Below are 17,873 nucleotides of genomic sequence, written 5' to 3'. Positions count from 1 at the left end.
CCGGTTTCAGGCGGGGCGGATTGTGGCGTAGCCCTGGCCGGGGTCTGGTTTCAGGGCTGCGGAGTCCGAGAAGATCACCTTCGCCAAGGGAAGGGGTTGGTGATAGAAGTTCAGGGAGGCGTCTACGTCAAAGATTCTGCCGGATGATACGAAGAAAGGAAGTTCGGCGATGAGATAGTTCTTTGCTTCGGCGATTTGGGGCGGCGTGGCATCGCCGGTCAGGCCTTTGCCGGCTAGGACCTCTACGGTCATTTCGGTGCTGGCGGAAGCCAGGGTGGGATCCATGGCGGTCAGGTGGGCGCAGTGTGCCAGAACCTCGGTATAGGTGGGGTTCGCCGAGAGTTCGGACATGCGGTGTACGCCGTCGGTTGGTCTTGGGCCGCCTAGGTCTGTCCAGGCTCGGAGGACTCGGTTGCGCAGGACGTTGGTTTCCGACCGAGCCTTCTTCGCTGCCTTGGCCTGGTCGTAGCCTAGGGCGGTGAAGGTGTGTTTCAGCGCGCTGTCGGGGATGATGACGTCGATTTGCTTGAACTCCGTATGCAGCCAGTCCAAAGTGGAGCGCAGACGGTCGACGTTGAAATAGCTGTTGCCTGGGCTCACGCCGAAAACCGCGTGGCGGCGGGATTCCCAGACTTCGCGGCAGGACGGGGTCAAGGGTTCCACACTGAAGCCGTTGCTGATCATGTCCAGCGTCCGGTGCCGGGAGTGGCCACGGTGTCCAGGTGGGTGCGGCGCAGTTCTTCCCGGACGATTTTGCCGGTCGCGGTCCGCGGCATGTCCGTCGCGGCGATGACCACCGGCTCGGCCAGGGCGGGGAGGCCGGTGCGGGCCCGGGACCAGTCGGTGTCGTCCAGGCGGCCGTCCCGGGTGGCGACAACGGGCAGCGGCAGGTCGTCGCCGCGCGGGAGGATGGCGACGTCGGAGCCTTCCGGCAGGCGGTCTGCCAAGGTGTCTTCGAATTCCAGGTAGCCGATGCCGGATCCGAAGTTGACCTCGCGGTCGACGATCTTCAGCGCTCCGGTCGGGGTGAGGATGCCGATGTCGCCGGTGTTCCACCAGTCGCCCACCAGCTTTTCCTTCCAGCGTTCGGGTTCGCCGTAGTAGCCGGCGCAGCGGGCCTTTGTTTTGGCCAGAACCAGGCCGGGGCGGCCGCGGCCGACGGGCTCGAAAGTGTCGGGATCGACGATCTTGAGGGTGACGAAACCGGGCATCGGGCGGCCTACGACGCGCGGGCCGGGTTTGTAGTCGCGCGGGCGGTTCGCGGAGCGGCGCGAGAGCACGGTCATGCCCATGCCGCCGGTTTCCGACTGGCCGTAGCCGTCGCGCCAGAGCGGGAACGGGTGCCGGGACGCGTTCAGGAACCGGCGGATGACCGGCCAGCGGATCGCGTCGAAGTTTCCGGCGAACAGGCGGATGCGGGCGAACGGGTTGTTCGCGCCGGTGCGGATCAGCGGAGCCATGGCCGAGTAGTCGATGGGCAGGGCTTCCATGAAAGTCGGCCGGTACTGGCGGAAAACCCGGTCGACGACGTCCGGGGAGCTGTCGTCCATGGCCAGCACGGTGGCCGGGGACAGGGTCAGCACCGAATAGATCCAGGTGAAAGCCCGGGCGTGCACGTAGGGCGTGAACATGGCCACGACGTCGTTGCGGCGGAACGTCAGGGGCGGGAAATGGCGGCATTCCAGCCTGGCCATTTGTTTTTGGATGGTGGCCGGCGGGAAGATGATCAATTTGGGGATGCCGGTGGTGCCGGAGGTGTGGGTGAGCATGAGGAGTTCGTCGTCCCGGCGGAGGACGGGGCGCGGGTGCGGTTCTGCTTCGAGGTTCGCGTAGGTCTGCGCGTGCGGCGAGTCGCCGTTGACGCTGAAGATCTTTCCGGCGAGGTCGGGAAAATCCTCGGACGTGATTTCCGCGCGTTCGATACGTTCGGCGTCGGTGACGATCGCCGACGGTTCCACCCGGCGGATCAGGCTTTGTACGGCTTGTTTTCCCAGCAAGCCGGACAGCATCACGGCGACCGCTCCGATCCGGGAGATCGCGGCGGCCAGCAGAATGCAGTCGAAATGATTGGCTTTGTAGACGACCACCCGGTCGCCGGGTTTCACGCCCGCTTTGCTCAGGACGCCCGCGGAGTCCCGGACCAGCGCCGCCAGTGCGGGGAGGTCGAGGCTTGAGCGGTCTTCCCGGTCGATGTCCAGCGGCCGGGACAGGTGGAACGTCATGGGCTTGCCGGAACTGCTTCGGTGATCGAACAGTTCGCCCAGGCTGAAGGCCCAGTTCGGTTTCATGGCTGAAGTGCTCCTATGCGGTGCTGTCCGACAGCACAAGGCCGGTTGCCGCCCTCGCCCGAATGCGGGCAAGGGCGATCGCAGCGAGTCGAATTGCACGCGAATCGCTGTGCGGGAATGTTCGGAAGGCAGAGCAATGCTGATCCGAGCGTCGCCCCCGCGATGCCCGGATCGGTGAAGACGAGCTACCGGTTGCCGGTAAGCAAACAAGCAGGAACGTACTGAAGCGAATCCACTCAAGGCCCCCTGATGTTTTGAGTTTCGCTTTAACCCCATTAGAGCTATACCTGAGCGGATAGCGACTGTCAATCGGCCGTTGGCGGCAGTCAATGCGGATATTGCGACAAGTGGGGGACGTCCTGCGGTGGCCCGGGAGCGCCGTTGTGCCGGTTTGCGCGGTTGAGCATTTCGGTTAAGGTGTGCTCGTTCGCGTTTTATTTCTGGGGGAATTGACGGAGGGTCACGCTGGGCGGGTGCCGCCGATGTGCGTGGTGAGCGTCGCGGCTGTCGCGGCGACGGCTTCGGCCAGGTCGGGGAAGGTTTCTTCGCAGGGAACGTCGTCTGGGCAGAGGTGGCGCAGTGTCACGCTGATCGCGGCCATCGGCCTGGAACCGTGGTCGAACACGGGGGCGGCGACCGAGGCGAAGCCCGCCGTCACGTGACCGTCTTCCACTGACCAGCCGAGGCGGCGCTCAGTCGCCAAGGTGCGGCGTAGCGCCGCCAGCGAATTGGGTCCGCGCGGAGTCCGCAGGACGAACGACGCGGCGGCCGGGAACAGGGCGCGGACATGTGCGGCTGGGAGGTGTTGCAGCATGGCGCGGCCGGACGCGGTCAGGTGCGCGGGCAGTCGCACGCCGACATCGGTGACCAGGGTTTCCGGGCGGGCTGGGCGTTCCTTGATCAGGTACAGCGATTCGTTGCCGTGCAGGACGCCGAGGTGCGCGGTGTGGCCGATGCGGTCGACCAGTTTGCGCAGCAGCGGTCCGGCCAGCCGCTCCAGCGGGTCATGGCGCAGGTAGGCCGAGCCTAGCTCGAAGGCGGCGATGCCGAGGCCGTAGCGGCGTTCGGCGGGCAGATGCGTGACGAAACCGGCCGCGGTCAGCTCGTTGAGCAGGTGATACGTCGTCGACCGAGGCAGCTCCAGGTCGCGGGCGATGGCCGCGGCCGAGACCGGGCCCGCGTGGCCGGCGAGCAGGCGCAGCACGGAGAGGCCGTTGCGCAGGGCGGGAACGTCGGAACTGCTCACGGGTGACTCTTCAGCCTCCTCCGGAAATGGCGCGAGGGGACCCCTCGCACTGCCCGAACGGAGTATGAGGGGTCCCTTCGCGCCGGTGGTCGAGGCTCTCGCCACGTGTTGTCTTGGATACCAGACACTACCGCGAACTCCGCCCTGTCGCCGCGGCCCGCCGGGAGGTGCAATGGCGGCATGCCGGAACCAGTCCTCCTGAGCTCGAAGCCGATGACCGCGGCGCAGGTTGTCGACATCGTCCGTGGGCACGCGCACGTCGGGCTCGCCGAGTCGGTCGAGAAGAACCTCGCCGCCACCCGCCAGCACATCGAAGACCTCGCCGACGCCACGTCGCCGACCTATGGGGTCTCGACCGGGTTCGGCGCGCTCGCCACGCGCCACATCCCCATCGAGAGCCGCACCGAGCTGCAGCGCAGCCTGATCCGCTCGCACGCCGCAGGCGCCGGACCGGCGGTGGAGCCGGAGGTGGTGCGCGCCTTGATGCTGCTGCGCCTGCGGACGCTGGCCAGCGGTTACACCGGCGTCCGCCCGCAGACGGCGCAAACGCTTGCGGCCCTGCTCAACGCGGACATCACGCCGGTCGTGCACGAGTACGGCTCGCTCGGCTGTTCCGGCGATCTCGCGCCGCTGGCCGCGGTCGCGCTCGCGTTGATGGGCGAGGGCGAGGTGTTCCACGCGGGCGAGCGGAAGCCCGCCGCGGACGCTTTGCGGGCGGCGGGGATCACACCGCTCGTGCTGGCCGAGAAGGAGGGCCTCGCGCTCACCAACGGCACCGACGGCATGCTCGGCATGCTGCTGCTCGCCGCCGCCGACCTGCACCGGCTGCTGGATGTCGCGGACCTCACCGCGGCGATGAGCGTCGAGGCGCTGCTGGGCACTGACCGCGCGTTCGCCGCCGATCTGCAGACGCTGCGCCCGCATCCCGGACAGGCGACCAGCGCGGCGCGGATGTTCGCGGCGTTGCAGGGGTCGAAGATCGTGGAAAGCCACCGGGGTCCGGACTGCAACCGCGTACAGGACGCGTACTCCCTGCGGTGCGCGCCGCAGGTGCACGGCGCCGCGCGGGACACGCTGACGCACGCGGAACTGGTCGCGGAGCGAGAACTCTGGTCCGCGGTGGACAACCCGGTGGTGCTGGCCGACGGCCGGGTGGAGTCGAACGGCAACTTCCACGGCGCGCCGGTCGCGTACGTGCTCGACTTCCTCGCGGTGCCGGTGGCGGACGTGGCGAGCATCGCCGAACGCCGCACCGATCGGATGCTCGACCAGGCGCGCTCGCACGGCCTGCCGCCGTTCCTCGCGCACGATCCCGGCGTCGACTCCGGGCACATGATCGCGCAGTACACGCAGGCCGCCGTGGTCAGCGAGCTGAAGCGGCTCGCGGTGCCCGCCTCGGTCGATTCGATCCCGAGCAGCGCGATGCAGGAGGACCACGTGTCCATGGGCTGGTCCGCCGCGCGCAAGCTGCGCAAGGCGGTCGAGGGCCTGACCACCGTGCTCGCCGTCGAACTGCTCACCGCTGCCCGCGCGCTCGATTTCCGCGCGCCGCTGCGGCCCTCGCCGGTCACCGGACGCGTCCGGGACCTGCTGCGCACCAAGGTCGAGGGTCCTGGCCCCGACCGTCACCTGGCGCCGGAGATCGCGGCTGCCGAAGAACTCGTGCGGTCGGGCGCTGTCCTGGCCGCGGCCGAACTGGAGGCCTGAGCATGACTAGCACCGCCCGTACCGTCCGCGCCGCCCGCGGCACCTCGCTCACCGCGAAGAACTGGCAGACCGAGGCCGCGCTGCGGATGTTCCACAACAACCTCGACCCGGAGGTCGCCGAGCGGCCCGACGACCTGGTCGTCTACGGCGGCACCGGCCGCGCCGCCCGCAACTGGGCGAGCTTCGACGCGATCACCCGCGAGCTGACCGCGCTGGAGCAGGACGAGACGCTGCTGGTCCAGTCCGGCAAGCCGGTCGGCGTGTTCCGCACGCACGAATGGGCGCCGCGGGTGCTGATCGCGAACTCGAACCTGGTGGGCGACTGGGCGACCTGGCCGGAGTTCCGCCGGCTGGAGCAGCAGGGTCTCACCATGTACGGGCAGATGACCGCCGGTTCGTGGATTTACATCGGCACGCAAGGCATTCTGCAGGGCACCTACGAGACGTTCGCCGCGGTCGCGAAGAAGCGGTTCGGCGGCACGCTGCGCGGCACGCTCACCGTCACCGCCGGGCTCGGCGGCATGGGCGGCGCGCAGCCGCTCGCGGTCACGATGAACGACGGCGTGGCGTTGTGCATCGAGGTCGACGCCCAGCGCGCGCACCGCCGTGTCGAGCACCGCTACCTCGACGAGGTGGCCGACGACCTGGACGACGCGATCCGGCGGGTCACCGCGGCGAAGAAGGAGCGGCGTCCGCTTTCGGTCGGCGTGGTCGGAAACGCCGCCGAGGTGCTGCCGGAGCTGCTGCGCCGCGACGTCGAGGTGGACATCGTCACTGACCAGACGTCGGCGCACGATCCGCTGTCCTACCTGCCCAAGGGCATCGGCGTGGACGACTGGCAGGACTACGCGGCCAAGAAGCCGGACGAGTTCACCGACCGGGCGCGCGAGTCGATGGCTGAGCACGTCGACGCGATGCTCGGGTTCCTCGACCGCGGTGCCGAGGTCTTCGACTACGGCAACTCCCTGCGCGGCGAGGCGAAACTCGGCGGTTGCGAGCGCGCGTTCGACTTCCCCGGCTTCGTGCCCGCCTACATCCGGCCGCTGTTCTGCGAGGGCAACGGCCCGTTCCGCTGGGCCGCGCTGTCCGGCGACCCGGAGGACATCGCCGCGACCGACCGCGCGATGCTCGAACTGTTCCCGGAGAACGAATCGCTGGCCCGCTGGATCACGATGGCCGGCGAGCGCGTCGCCTTCCAGGGCCTGCCCGCGCGGATCTGCTGGCTCGGCTACGGCGAACGGCACCTGGCCGGCCTGCGCTTCAACGAGATGGTGGCCAGCGGCGAGCTGAAGGCCCCGGTAGTGATCGGCCGCGACCACCTCGACTCGGGCAGCGTCGCCTCGCCGTACCGCGAGACCGAGGGCATGGCCGACGGCTCGGACGCGATCGCCGACTGGCCGCTGCTCAACGCGCTGGTCAACACCTCGTCCGGGGCGAGCTGGGTGTCCATCCACCACGGCGGCGGGGTCGGCATGGGCCGGTCGATCCACGCCGGGCAGGTGAGCGTCGCGGACGGCACGCCGCTGGCGGCGCAGAAGCTGGAGCGGGTGCTCACGAACGACCCGGGCATGGGCGTCATCCGGCACGTCGACGCCGGATACGACCGCGCGGCCGAGGTCGCCGACGAGCGCGGTGTGCGGGTGCCGATGCGGGAGCAGGCGTGACCGCGTCCGGGCTGCTCGGCGAGATCGCCGACGTCGGCCGCGACGCCCGGCGCGGCGGCTACTCGCGGCACGCGTTCGATTCGCCGGAACACGATCTGCGCACGTGGTTCGTCGAACGGGCGCAGCGGCTGGGCCTCGACGTCGAGACTGATCGCAACGGCAACCTGTGGGCGTGGTGGGGCGCTCCCGGCGCGGACGCGGTCGTCACTGGCAGCCACCTGGACTCGGTGCCGGGCGGCGGCGCGTTCGACGGGCCGCTCGGCGTCGTGAGTGCGCTGGCTGCGGTGGAAGCGTTGCAGGTCAAAGGGTTCCGTCCGGCGACACCGTTCGCGGTGGTGGTCTTCGCCGAGGAGGAGGGCGGGCGCTTCGGCGTGCCGTGTCTCGGTTCGCGGCTGCTCACCGGGACGATCGACGCGGACCGGGCGCGGGCGCTGCGGGATCCGTCCGGCGTCACGTTCGCCGAGGCCGCGGCGAAGTCCGGGCTGGAGGCGGACCGGGTCGGCGCGGATCCGGACCGGCTCGGGATGATCGGGCAGTTCCTGGAGCTGCACGTCGAACAGGGCAGGGGGCTGATCGACCTCGGGTCGCCGGTGGCGGTCGGCAACACGGTGATCGCGCACGGACGGTGGCGGTTTTCCTTTGCCGGACAGGGAAACCACGCGGGTGCGACCTTGCTCGCGGATCGGGTCGACCCGATGCTGCCCGCCGCCGAGACGGTGGTCGCGGTGCGGCGGCTGGCGCGGAAGATGCCGGACGCGCGGGCGACGGTGGGACGGCTGGTGCCCACACCGGGCGGGACGAACGTGATCGCGTCCACTGTGGACATGTGGCTGGACGCGCGTGTTCCGGGCACCTCGACGCCGGCGCTGGTCGAGGAGATCACTCAGGCGGCGCGGGCCGCTGCCGAGGCGGAAGGGTGCGAGCTGGCGGTCACGCGCGAGTCGTACTCCGACGACGTGGTGTTCGACGAGGCGCTGCGGCGGTCGCTGGGGGAGTGGCTGGGCAATCCGCCCGAGCTGCCCACCGGTGCCGGGCATGACGCGGCGATCCTGTCGGGATTCGTGCCGTCCGGGATGCTCTACGTTCGCAATCCGACCGGGATCAGCCACGCGCCGGAGGAATTCGCTGAGGCGGACGACGTCGAGGCCGGTGCCCGGGCGCTGGCCGAGGTGCTGGAGCGGCTCGCGAGATGACCACCTACTGGTGCGAACGGGCCTGGCTGCCCGACGGGATCGCGGAAGCGGTCCGGATCGAAATCGCCGACGGCCGGATAGTGTCGGTGACTGCTTGTGCGGAGAAGACCGGGACTATCCTTAATGGACTGACGCTCCCCGGGTTCGCCAACGGGCACTCGCACGCGTTCCACCGCGCGCTGCGGGGCCGGACGCACCACGAGCGGGGCACGTTCTGGACCTGGCGGGAGCGGATGTACTCGCTCGCCGCCCGGCTCGATCCGGATTCGTACTACCGGCTCGCCCGGGGCGTCTACGCGGAGATGGTGCTGGCGGGGTACACGAGCGTCGCCGAGTTCCACTACCTGCACCACGGTCCGGGCGGCAAGCCGTACGCGTCGCCGAACGCGATGGGCGACGCGTTGCGGCAGGCCGCGCGGGACGCCGGGATCCGGATGACCCTGCTCGACACCTGTTACCTCGCGGGCGGCATCGGCGTGCCGCCGGACGAGGTGCAGCAGCGGTTTTCGGACGGTTCCGCCGAAAACTGGGCGGAACGCGTTGCGCTGCTGAAGGAAGACGACCTGTTCCGCGTTGGCGGGGCGATCCACTCGGTGCGCGCGGTGCCGGAGTACGAACTGCCGAAGGTGGACAACGCGGTGCCGAAGGACCGGCCACTGCATATCCACCTGTCCGAGCAGCGCGCGGAGAACGAGCAGTGCGAGGCCGCGTACCGCTGGACGCCGACCGGGCTGCTCTGGGATTACGGCGTGCTCGGCGAGCGGCTCACCGCGGTGCACGCGACCCACTTGACCGAGCAGGACATCAAGTGGCTGGGTGATTCCCGGAGCGGCGCGTGTTTCTGCCCGACCACCGAACGGGACCTCGGCGACGGCATCGGCCCGGCCCGGAGCCTGCTTGACGCGGGCGCGCGGCTCGGCATCGGGAGCGACAGCAACGCGGTGGTCGACGCGTTCGAGGAGACCCGGGCGCTGGAGCTGGACGATCGGCTCGCCAGCGAGGAACGCGGCCGGTTCACCGCTGAGGAACTGCTCGCCGCTGGGACCGAGCACCTCTCCGCGGGCTGGCCGGAGACCGGCACCCTGGCGGCGGGTGCCGGGGCGGACCTGGTCGCGGTCGCGACGGACACGGTGCGCACGGCCGGGATCGAACCGTCCGGCGTGCTGTTCGCCGCCGCGGCCGCGGACGTCCGTACCGTAGTGGTGGCCGGGCGGGAAGTGGTGCGCGACGGCGCGCACGTGCTGATCGAACGACCGGAAACCCTGCTGGCCAAGGAGATCGAGGCGTTGTGGCAGTTCTGATCACCGGAATCGGCGAGCTCACCACGAACGACCCGGAGCTGGGCAAGCTCCGCGACGCCGCGCTGGTGCTCGACGGCGAGACCGTCGGGTGGGCGGGTCCGGCAGCGCGGGCACCGGACGCCGACGAGCGCGTCGACGTCGAGGGCCGTGCTGTGCTGCCTGGGTGGGTCGACAGCCACACTCACCTCGTGTTCGCGGGCGACCGCACCGCCGAGTTCGAGGCGCGGATGGCTGGACAGGCTTACGCGGCAGGCGGCATCGCGGTCACCGTCGATGCGACGCGAGCGGCTTCGGACGAGCAGCTGGCGGCGAACCTTCGTCGACATGTCGAGGAAGCGGCCGCGCAGGGCACGACCTGCCTGGAGACGAAGACCGGATACGGTCTCACCGTCGCTGACGAGGCGCGGTCGGCGCGGATCGCTGGCGCGGCCGCGGACGAGGTGACCTTCCTGGGGGCGCACCTCGTGCCGCCGGGTGCGGACGCGGAGTCCTATGTGGACTTGGTTTGCGGCGAAATGCTGGACGCGGTCGCGCCGTACGTGCGGTGGGCCGATGTGTTCTGCGAGACCGGTGCGTTCGACGAGGCGCAGTCGGCGCGCGTGCTCAAAGCGGCGGCGGAGCGCGGGCTTGGGCTGCGGGTGCACGGCAATCAGCTCGGCGAGGGCCCGGGCGTGCGGCTGGCGGTGGAGTTGGACGCGGCGAGCGTGGACCACTGCACGTACCTGAGCGATGCTGATGTCGAGGCGCTCGCGTCGTCCAACACGGTCGCGACGATCCTGCCCGCGTGCGATTTGTCCACCAGGCAAGCGCTGGCTCCGGCGCGGCGGCTGCTCGACGCTGGCGCGACGGTCGCGTTGGCGAGCAATGCTAATCCGGGCAGTTCGTACAGCACGTCGGTCGCGTTCTGCGTGACGACGGCGGTGCTTCAGCTGCGGATGACCGTCGACGAGGCCGTGTGGTCGGCGACCGCCGGTGGCGCGCGGGCACTTCGTCGCGAGGACGTCGGGTATCTGCGGCCGGGTGCGCGGGCCGATGTGCACGTACTCGACGCGCCGTCCACCACGCATCTCGCTTATCGGCCCGGGGTCCCGTTGACCCACTCGGTGTGGCGGAAAGGGGCAAAGCTGCGTTAACCAGGGTGGCGACGGCGTCCGCGGCTGCGCTAATGTGAAAGGGAACAGGACGCGCGAAAGACCATTGTCCGGTATGGGTTAGGCCGGACGACACATTCGCTCTGTTTCCGACGCCCGGCTTACGCGGGCCGAGCCCAGTGCGTCCCTCTCGAACCAGAATGTTGGTACGGAAGGGACTTCGCTGATGGCGAATGACGTGAACAACGCGGATAACACTGTGCTCGTGATCGGGGCCGGGCTCGGCGGGCTGTGTCTCGCCCAAGGGCTGCGCAAAGCCGGGGTCCCGTGCGAGGTCTACGAACGCGATTCCGCGCTGGACGCGCGCCGGCAGGGTTATCGGCTGCACATCGATTCCCGCGGCGACCAGGCGCTGCGGCAAGTCCTGCCGCCGCACCTGCACGAGCTGTTCCTGGCCACCTCGGGCCAGCCGCGCAACGCCACCACGATCTACGACAGCCAGCTGACGCCACGGACCGAGTTCGTGCTCGACGACGGCGAGACCCAGCGCAACGTCAACCGGTTCACGCTGCGGCAGATTCTGTTCGAGGGCCTCGGCAACGTCCGCTTCGGCAAGGAGTTCGTCCGGTACGAAAAGCACGAGAACGGCGTGGTCGCGCACTTCGCCGACGGGACCGAGGCGCGCGGCGCGGTTCTCGTCGGCGCGGACGGGGTGAATTCGCCGGTGCGGCGGCAATATCTCCCGCACGCGCGGATCGTGGACACCGGATTGCGTCAGCTGTATGCGAAAATCCCGCTCACCGAGGCGACCCGGGAACTGTTCGACCCGGAGATGTTCGCCGTGTTCAGCATCGTTTCCGGGCCGCACAAGCAGATGATCGGCTTCGCGCCGGTCGACTACCCGGAGCCGATCGCCGACGCCTGCGCGCGGCTCGCGCCGCAGGTTCGGCTCAGCCCCGACGCGCCGTACATGACCTGCGCTTTCGGTGCGCGCCAGGAAATCTTCGGGCGGACGGACGACGAACTCCGCGCGCTGTCCGGGGAAGAGATGCGCAAGCTCGTGCTCGACCGGGTCGCCGGCTGGAACCCGCGCGTGCGCCGGATGGTCGAAAGCTGGCTTCCGGACTCGCCCTTCCTCGTTTCGATCCGGACCAGCGTGCCGATCGGGCCCTGGGCGCCATCGCGGGTGTGCCTGGTCGGCGACGCGATCCACGCGATGAGCCCGGCCGCCGGGGCCGGCGCCAACACCGCGATGCGGGACGGGGCCGCACTCGCCGCCGCGTTGAGCAGCGGCGCGCCGGACGCGATCGGGGAATACGAGGCGGAAATGCGCCGGTATGGCTTCGCCGCGGTCCGGGAATCCGCCGCGAACGGGGCGCTGCATCTGGGGCAGAACCCATTGCCGGAGATGTCACCAGTGTCTGCTTTCTGAGCGGCCGGCAGAAGGGTGCGAGGGCGGATTTGCTGCCCCCGCGCCCGGCTCCGCGCGCGGTCTCGAACCATCAGGGCGACGAGGAAAAAGGACCAGCGGGTGAACGGCGGAAAACCAGCGGCAGCGGCAAGGTCGCGTTCACGCAGAGTTCAACTACTGGCCACTCGCTGAGGGATCTGGAGACCCCGCCGACGTAGGTACCGTCACTCCCGCAGGACACTCCGGACTGGAGAGCGGGCATGGACTTTTCTCTCATCGTCCTGGTGGTGATCGTCGCGGCGCTGGCCTTCGACTTCACCAACGGGTTCCACGACACGGCCAACGCGATGGCCACCTCTATCGCCACCGGTGCGCTGAAACCCCGGGTCGCGGTCGCGATCTCGGCGGTGCTGAATCTCGTCGGCGCGTTCCTTTCGATCGAGGTCGCGAAAACCATTTCCGGCGGCATCGTCGACGACACCAAGGTTACGCCGGTAGTGATTTTCGCCGGACTGGTCGGGGCCATCGTCTGGAATCTCGTGACGTGGCTGGTCGGGCTGCCCTCGAGTTCGTCGCACGCCTTGTTCGGCGGGCTGATCGGGGCGACCTGGATCGCCTCCGGCGCGGACGCCGTGCACTTCGCGAAGGTCGTCGAAAAGGTGCTGATCCCGGCGCTCGCGTCGCCGGTGGTGGCGGGCGTCGTCGCGATCGCCGGCACCTTCCTCGTCTACCGGATCACGGCCAAGGCGCGCCAAGACGTGGTCGGCAAGGGTTTCAAGACCGGCCAGGTGCTTTCGGCGAGCCTGGTCTCGCTCGCGCACGGCACCAACGACGCGCAGAAGACGATGGGTGTCATCACGCTCGCGCTGATCGCGGGCGGTTCGCTCGCGCCGGGGTCGAACCCGCCGGTGTGGGTCATCCTCGCCTCCGGCGCGGCGATCGCGCTCGGCACCTACCTCGGCGGCTGGCGGATCATCCAGACGATGGGCAAGAAGCTCACCGAAATCCAGACGCCGCAAGGGTTCGCCGCCGAGACGAGTTCCGCGGCGGTCATCCTGGCCTCCTCGCACCTCGGCTTCGCGCTGTCGACCACGCATGTCACCTCGGGCGGCATCATCGGCTCCGGGCTCGGCCGGAAACTCGCCGAGGTCCGCTGGGGCGTGGCGGGCAAGATGGTGCTCGCCTGGGCGCTCACGCTGCCCGCCGCCGCGATCGTCGGGGCCATCGCGGCCGCGGTCTCCACCCGCGGCAGCTGGGGAACCGTCCTCGTCGGCGGCGTCGGAGTGCTGCTCGCGCTGGGCATCTGGCTCGCGTCGCGGCGCAACCCGGTCACACCGGCCACCGTCAACAACGAGCCGGAGGCCGCCGAGGCCGCCCCGGTCGCGGTCTGAGGGAGCACGACATGGCGATCAACTGGGGTGCTCTCGGCATCGTTTTCGTGGTGGCGCTGGCGGCGGTCGTCGTGCTGACCGGGCTGTTCGCGTACGGGGTGCGCGGGCTGTCGGAGCGGGTGACGGCGCGGGCGAATGGCGGCAGCGGTACGGTTCAGCTGACAGGTGCGGTGGTGTGCTTCGCGATCTGCACCGCGGTGATCGGATACGGGATCTACCTGATCGTGGCCTAGGCGAGCGCCGCCTCCGCGCGGGTTCGCAGTTCTTCCGGAAGCTCGTCGAGCAGCGGCCGCACCGTCGCTCGGCGGGCTTCGTTCACCTGGGCCAGCACGTCCAGCGCCGGTGCCCACAGCGTCTCGTCCGCGGCGGCGGTGCGCACCAGCGAGGGCAGGCGGTCGTCTCCGAGCAGGCCGAGTACGTGGTCGATCCGGCTCCGGTCGTCCAGCACGTACGCGGTGTGCAGGAGACCGGCGTCGTCCAGCAGGCCGATGCAGCGGCGGACTGTTTCGTCCGGCAGATGGCCGACAAAACGGCCCAGCGTGATCCAGTCCTCGCGGCGGGTCAGTTCCTCGGCGACCGCCGCGACTGTCTGCATTGGGATCCGTGTGATGATCGACGTCGCGCGTCGCGGATCCAGCTCCGCCGCGACCGAGGCGAGGAACTTCGGCGACAGCCGTTTCGCGACGTCGACGCCGCGCGACACGTCGACCAGTCCGGCGATCCGCGCGCACAGCAGCGGGCCGAACACCTTCTCCGCGATCTTCGCGGTCACTCCGGCCGGCAGCAGCTTGCTCGCCAGCGCCATCCGCTCCAGTACGACGAGGTTCGCGTCGAACAGCGTGGTCGTCATCTGCTCGCGCAGCAGCCGCACCTCGCCCTGCTCGACGTCGGCGAGGTAGTCGAGCCGGGCGGGGTCGACGTCGAGCACCCGGGCGAGCTTCAGGATTTCCGGGTTCACAGGCCGACCGCTTTCCGCACCGCGCCGCGCAGCAGCGCGGGCACGTACTTCAGGCTTTCCTCACCCGCACGGGCGAGTGCCTGCGCTTGCCGGTGCCGGGCGTCCCGCAACGCCGAGGACAAATCCTGTTTGTGCTGCTCAGGCAGGGATTCGATGCCGTCCGGTAGCGGAGCGCCGAGCTGCTGCGCCAGTGTGCGTTCAGCCATGGTGACCCATCATGCCGCACGATCTCGACCTTGACTTTCGGCAGTGGTGACGAATCGGGCGGTCCTTGTAGCGTCTCCGGAATGAAGGAGGCAACGCGAGTCCGGTGGCGCGTGGCGTTCGACCTGCTGCTCTGGGCCGCGTTGTGCGGGTTCGTCGTGTTCGACGGACCACTCGCCCCGAATGTCTGGGAACTCGGCTACGGCCTGGTGTCGGTCACCCTGGCGATGGCCACCGCCCGCGTCTACCCGGCGTTCGCGCTGGCAGTGGCGATGACGACGGCGCTGGTCATCGCGTTCGGCTGGGGCGGCCGGGTGGCGGTGTGGGAGTTCTTCCTGATCGTCGTGATCTCGTACCTGGCCGGGCTGCGGCTGGCCAGGGCACGGGTGGCGATGATCTGCTTCTTCGTCATCGCGGTGGCCGGGATCCCGCTGTCTTTCCTGCTGAAGTCGGGATTCGACGCGTGGGGCGCGGTGCTCGGCACACTCGCGTTCGCCGGGGTCGCGCCGTGCCTGCTCGGCAGGCACGTGCGGCTGCGGCGCGAACTCGCGCAGGACGGGTGGCGGCGCGCGGAGGAGATGGAGAGCAGGCACCGGCTGGTCGCGCAGGAAGCCCGGCTGCGCGAGCGGGCCCGGATCGCCAGCGACATGCACGATTCGCTCGGCCACGAACTGAGCCTGATCGCAGTGCGCGCGGCGGCCTTGGAGGTCGACAGGGAGCTTGGCGACGAGCAACGGGAGGCTGCCGGACAGCTCCGGGCGGGCGCGGCGACGGCGACGGAACGGCTGCGCGAGATCATCGGCGTGCTGCGCGAGGACGCCGCGCCGGTCGAGCCGGTGCAGGGCGATCTGGGGGAACTGATCGACCGTGCGCGGGCGTCCGGGATCGAGATCGGCGCGCGACTGGACAATCTGGACGGCGCGCCGCCGATGGTCGCGCGGGCGGTCTACCGCGTGGTGCAGGAAGGGCTCACGAACGCGGCGAAGCACGCGCCTGGCGCGGCCGTGACGGTGGTTGTGACCAGCACCAACGAGTCGACCGACGTCCGGGTCCGGAACGCGCCGCCGCCTGCCGGACCGTTGCCCAACCGGTCCGGGCAACAGGGGTTGATCGGCCTGCACGAGCGGGTGCGGCTGGTCGGCGGGAGCTTGACGGCGGGCCCGGTGGACGGCGGGTTCGAGGTGGCGGCCAGCCTGCCGCACGACTCGGCGCCCGCGCCGGAGCAGGACGACGGGATCGGGCAGGCCGCGCGCGAGCTGGAGCGCGCCCGTCGAGCTGTCCGGTCGAGCCTGGTGCAGGCGATCGTGGTGCCGCTGGCGCTGTTCGGGGTGGTCATCGGCGGGGCGGGCGTGGCCTTCCTGGTGCAGTGGTCGTCGTCGGAGCTGCCGCCGGATTCGTACGCGCGGATCCAGATCGGCATGCCGCACCCGGCCGTCGAACCGATGCTTCCCGGTCGCCAGCGCACCACGCTGCCGTCGATCAACGTGCCGCCGCAGCCTTACCGGAGCACCTGCGAGTACTACGGAGCCGGCCGGAGCTGGCTCAACTTCAACTATGCCGTCTATCGACTGTGCTTTGTGGACGATCGAGTGGCGAGCAAGGATCTTTACAGTGAGGACGAACCGTGATCCGCGTACTGCTGGCCGACGACGAAGCGATGATCCGCGCCGGCGTGGCCGCGATTCTGGCCTCGGACAAGGAAATCGAGGTGGTGGCCGAGGCCGGGGACGGACGTGCGGCAGTCGAACTGGCGCGCGCGAACCGGCCGGACGTCGCGCTGCTCGACATCCGCATGCCCGGTCTCGACGGGCTCGCCGCGGCTGAGGAGATTCGGAAGCTGCTGCCGGACACCGGCGTTCTCATACTGACGACGTTCGGCGAGGACGAGTACATCGAACGTGCGCTCGGCCTTGGCGCGAGCGGATTCCTGCTCAAGGCGGGCGATCCGCGAGAACTGCTCGCCGGGGTGCACGCGGTCGCCGATGGCGCGGCCTTCCTTTCGCCGAAGGTCGCGCACCGGGTGATCACGCGACTGTCCGGCAACCGGTTCAGCCGGGCCGCGACCGCGCGCGAGCGGGTGAGTGTCTTGACCAACCGCGAGCGGGAGGTGCTGGTGCTGCTGGCCGAAGGACTGTCCAACGCGGACATCGCGGCGCGCATGTTCGTGGTGGAGGGAACGGTGAAGGCGCACGTGAGCACGATCCTGACCCGGTTGGACGTGCGGAACCGGGTGCAGGCCGCGATCACGGCTTTCGAGGCTGGGCTGGTGTGAGTTTCGGCGGTTGCCAGCGGCTGATGCTGGCTCCGACCCGGGTGGTGACCGCCGCGGGGAGCAACCGGGTGAAACCCGCTCGCAGCGCGACTGCCGCCGGGTTGCGGAGGAGTGGTCCGCTGGCACCGGCCTGCAGCGACGCCTTCGCGACCTTTTGCGTACGCGGGCGGCGTTCCGCGTCATGCCGCCGGAGTGCTTCGTCCACTGTGGACGCTTGGGTGTGCGAAGCCAGCACCACCGCGTCCTCCAGTGCCTGGCAGCCGCCTTGTCCGAGGAACGGCGGCATCGCGTGCGCGGCGTCCCCGAGGAGCGCGATGCGGCCACGGGTGTAGCTGCGCAGCGGCGTCGCCAGGTGCTGCGTGTCGTGCAGCAGGATTTCCGGGGTGGCGTCGATGAGCTGCGGAATCGGGTCGTGCCAGCGACCGTACTTCCCGCTCAGGTAGGCGCGGTGGTCGTCGTGCCGGATCCCGGCCGGGCGGGCTTCGGAGACCCACCAGTACACCTCGTCGTCCAGCAACGGCAGGACGCCGATTTCGATTCCGGCCGCCCAGGTCGTGCTCAGGGCGGGTTTCAGCGGCAGCTTGGCGATCCCGCGGAACGCCGCGCCGCCGCTGTACTCCACGCGCGCGGCCGGGAAGAGCGCCTGCCGGATCGGGCTGCTGATTCCGTCGGCCGCCACGATCAGGTCCGCCTCGATCGAGCCGGAACCGTGGTGCACCACGCCGTTCTGCTCGACGCTCGTCACCTCGACCCCGGTCTTGAGACATTCGTCCGGCAGTGCTGAACGCAGCGTTTCGATCAGACTCGCCCGGTGGATCGCGCCGAGCGGCAGCCCGTGACTGCGCACGAAGAGGTCCGCGTCCCAACTGGCCAGCCGACGCCCGCGCCAGTCGACCAGGCCACCCCCTCGCTGGGCGGAGATCCGCGGCTCGACGCGCAGTTCGGCCAGCGCCCGCTGCGCGTTGGGCCACAACGAGATTCCCGCGCCGATGGCGGTCAGCTCCGGTGCCCGTTCGAGCACCGTGACCTCCCACCCGACCCGGCGCAACCCGATCGCCGCCGCCAGTCCGCCGATGCCGCCCCCGACCACGACCGCGCTTCGCGAAGCCATGCCGACCTCCTCTACGTCTGTAGAGGACTCTACACC

General features: G+C 69.8%; 16 protein-coding genes. 10 read left to right on the top strand and 6 right to left on the bottom strand.

The genetic code is table 11. From position 1 onward, the window contains the following. Nucleotides 1-6: 6 nt before the first annotated feature. The 3 genes from A4R44_RS39455 to A4R44_RS39445 all read right to left on the bottom strand — a co-directional run bounded on the left by A4R44_RS39455 (nt 7) and on the right by A4R44_RS39445 (nt 3,534). Nucleotides 7-684 (bottom strand): tRNA-dependent cyclodipeptide synthase, encoded by a 678-nt coding sequence (locus tag A4R44_RS39455; protein WP_067592899.1) that lies wholly within the window; start codon nt 682-684, stop codon nt 7-9. Further along, a complete protein-coding gene (locus tag A4R44_RS39450; protein ID WP_198545632.1) occupies nt 681-2,288 on the bottom strand; it encodes a class I adenylate-forming enzyme family protein in 1,608 nt (535 codons plus the stop codon). Before A4R44_RS39450 ends, A4R44_RS39455 begins: the two co-directional genes overlap by 4 nt. Before the next feature lie 460 nt (nt 2,289-2,748). Next, nucleotides 2,749-3,534 carry an IclR family transcriptional regulator gene (locus A4R44_RS39445; protein WP_067592896.1) on the bottom strand — a complete coding sequence of 262 codons (786 nt, stop codon included), beginning with the start codon at nt 3,532-3,534 and terminating at the stop codon, nt 2,749-2,751. A gap of 180 nt (nt 3,535-3,714) precedes the next feature. On the opposite strand from A4R44_RS39445, the gene hutH reads away from it, so the two are divergent. From hutH to A4R44_RS39405, 8 genes are all read left to right on the top strand, one after another. Further along, nucleotides 3,715-5,241 (top strand): histidine ammonia-lyase, encoded by a 1,527-nt coding sequence (hutH, locus tag A4R44_RS39440; protein ID WP_067592893.1) that lies wholly within the window; start codon nt 3,715-3,717, stop codon nt 5,239-5,241. A gap of 2 nt (nt 5,242-5,243) precedes the next feature. Beyond that, nucleotides 5,244-6,905 (top strand): urocanate hydratase, encoded by a 1,662-nt coding sequence (hutU, locus tag A4R44_RS39435; RefSeq protein ID WP_067592890.1) that lies wholly within the window; start codon nt 5,244-5,246, stop codon nt 6,903-6,905. Then, nucleotides 6,902-8,098, top strand: a complete 1,197-nt coding sequence (locus tag A4R44_RS39430; RefSeq protein WP_067592887.1) for an allantoate amidohydrolase — start codon at nt 6,902-6,904, stop codon at nt 8,096-8,098. The genes hutU and A4R44_RS39430 overlap by 4 nt, the downstream gene beginning before the upstream one ends. Then, entirely contained in the window at nt 8,095-9,399 is a 1,305-nt protein-coding gene (locus A4R44_RS39425) for a formimidoylglutamate deiminase (protein WP_067592884.1), read from the top strand. Before A4R44_RS39430 ends, A4R44_RS39425 begins: the two co-directional genes overlap by 4 nt. Beyond that, entirely contained in the window at nt 9,387-10,532 is a 1,146-nt protein-coding gene (gene hutI / locus A4R44_RS39420) for an imidazolonepropionase (protein ID WP_067592881.1), read from the top strand. The genes A4R44_RS39425 and hutI overlap by 13 nt, the downstream gene beginning before the upstream one ends. Nucleotides 10,533-10,716: 184 nt before the next feature. Continuing rightward, on the top strand, nt 10,717-11,922 hold the full coding sequence (locus A4R44_RS39415) for an NAD(P)/FAD-dependent oxidoreductase (RefSeq protein WP_095213898.1): 1,206 nt from the start codon (nt 10,717-10,719) through the stop codon (nt 11,920-11,922). A 239-nt stretch (nt 11,923-12,161) separates the two neighbouring features. Continuing rightward, entirely contained in the window at nt 12,162-13,292 is a 1,131-nt protein-coding gene (locus tag A4R44_RS39410; RefSeq protein ID WP_067592878.1) for an inorganic phosphate transporter, read from the top strand. 11 nt (nt 13,293-13,303) lie between these two features. Then, entirely contained in the window at nt 13,304-13,525 is a 222-nt protein-coding gene (locus A4R44_RS39405; protein ID WP_067592871.1) for a hypothetical protein, read from the top strand. Here A4R44_RS39405 and A4R44_RS39400 read toward each other — a convergent pair. Further along, on the bottom strand, nt 13,522-14,250 hold the full coding sequence (locus A4R44_RS39400) for a hypothetical protein (protein ID WP_067592868.1): 729 nt from the start codon (nt 14,248-14,250) through the stop codon (nt 13,522-13,524). The two genes, A4R44_RS39405 and A4R44_RS39400, sit on opposite strands and share 4 nt — an antisense overlap. Then, nucleotides 14,247-14,456 carry a hypothetical protein gene (locus A4R44_RS39395; protein ID WP_067592866.1) on the bottom strand — a complete coding sequence of 70 codons (210 nt, stop codon included), beginning with the start codon at nt 14,454-14,456 and terminating at the stop codon, nt 14,247-14,249. The genes A4R44_RS39400 and A4R44_RS39395 overlap by 4 nt, the downstream gene beginning before the upstream one ends. An 81-nt stretch (nt 14,457-14,537) precedes the next feature. Here A4R44_RS39395 and A4R44_RS39390 point away from each other — a divergent pair, with 81 nt between their 5' ends. After that, nucleotides 14,538-16,082, top strand: coding sequence for a sensor histidine kinase (locus A4R44_RS39390; RefSeq protein WP_067592864.1), 1,545 nt, complete (start codon nt 14,538-14,540; stop codon nt 16,080-16,082). After that, entirely contained in the window at nt 16,079-16,726 is a 648-nt protein-coding gene (locus A4R44_RS39385; protein WP_067592861.1) for a response regulator transcription factor, read from the top strand. Before A4R44_RS39390 ends, A4R44_RS39385 begins: the two co-directional genes overlap by 4 nt. Here A4R44_RS39385 and A4R44_RS39380 read toward each other — a convergent pair. Then, the gene (locus A4R44_RS39380) at nt 16,698-17,837 is read right to left on the bottom strand and encodes an FAD-dependent monooxygenase (RefSeq protein WP_095213897.1); all 1,140 of its coding nucleotides are present in this window, start codon (nt 17,835-17,837) and stop codon (nt 16,698-16,700) included. The two genes, A4R44_RS39385 and A4R44_RS39380, sit on opposite strands and share 29 nt — an antisense overlap. Nucleotides 17,838-17,873 lie beyond the last annotated feature (36 nt).

It is taken from the genome of Amycolatopsis sp. M39, assembly GCF_001651785.1.
GTDB classification, from domain to species: Bacteria; Actinomycetota; Actinomycetes; order Mycobacteriales; family Pseudonocardiaceae; genus Amycolatopsis; species Amycolatopsis rubida.
Note: the sequence above shows the minus strand (reverse complement) of the source record. Positions and strands in the feature narration are given on the sequence as shown.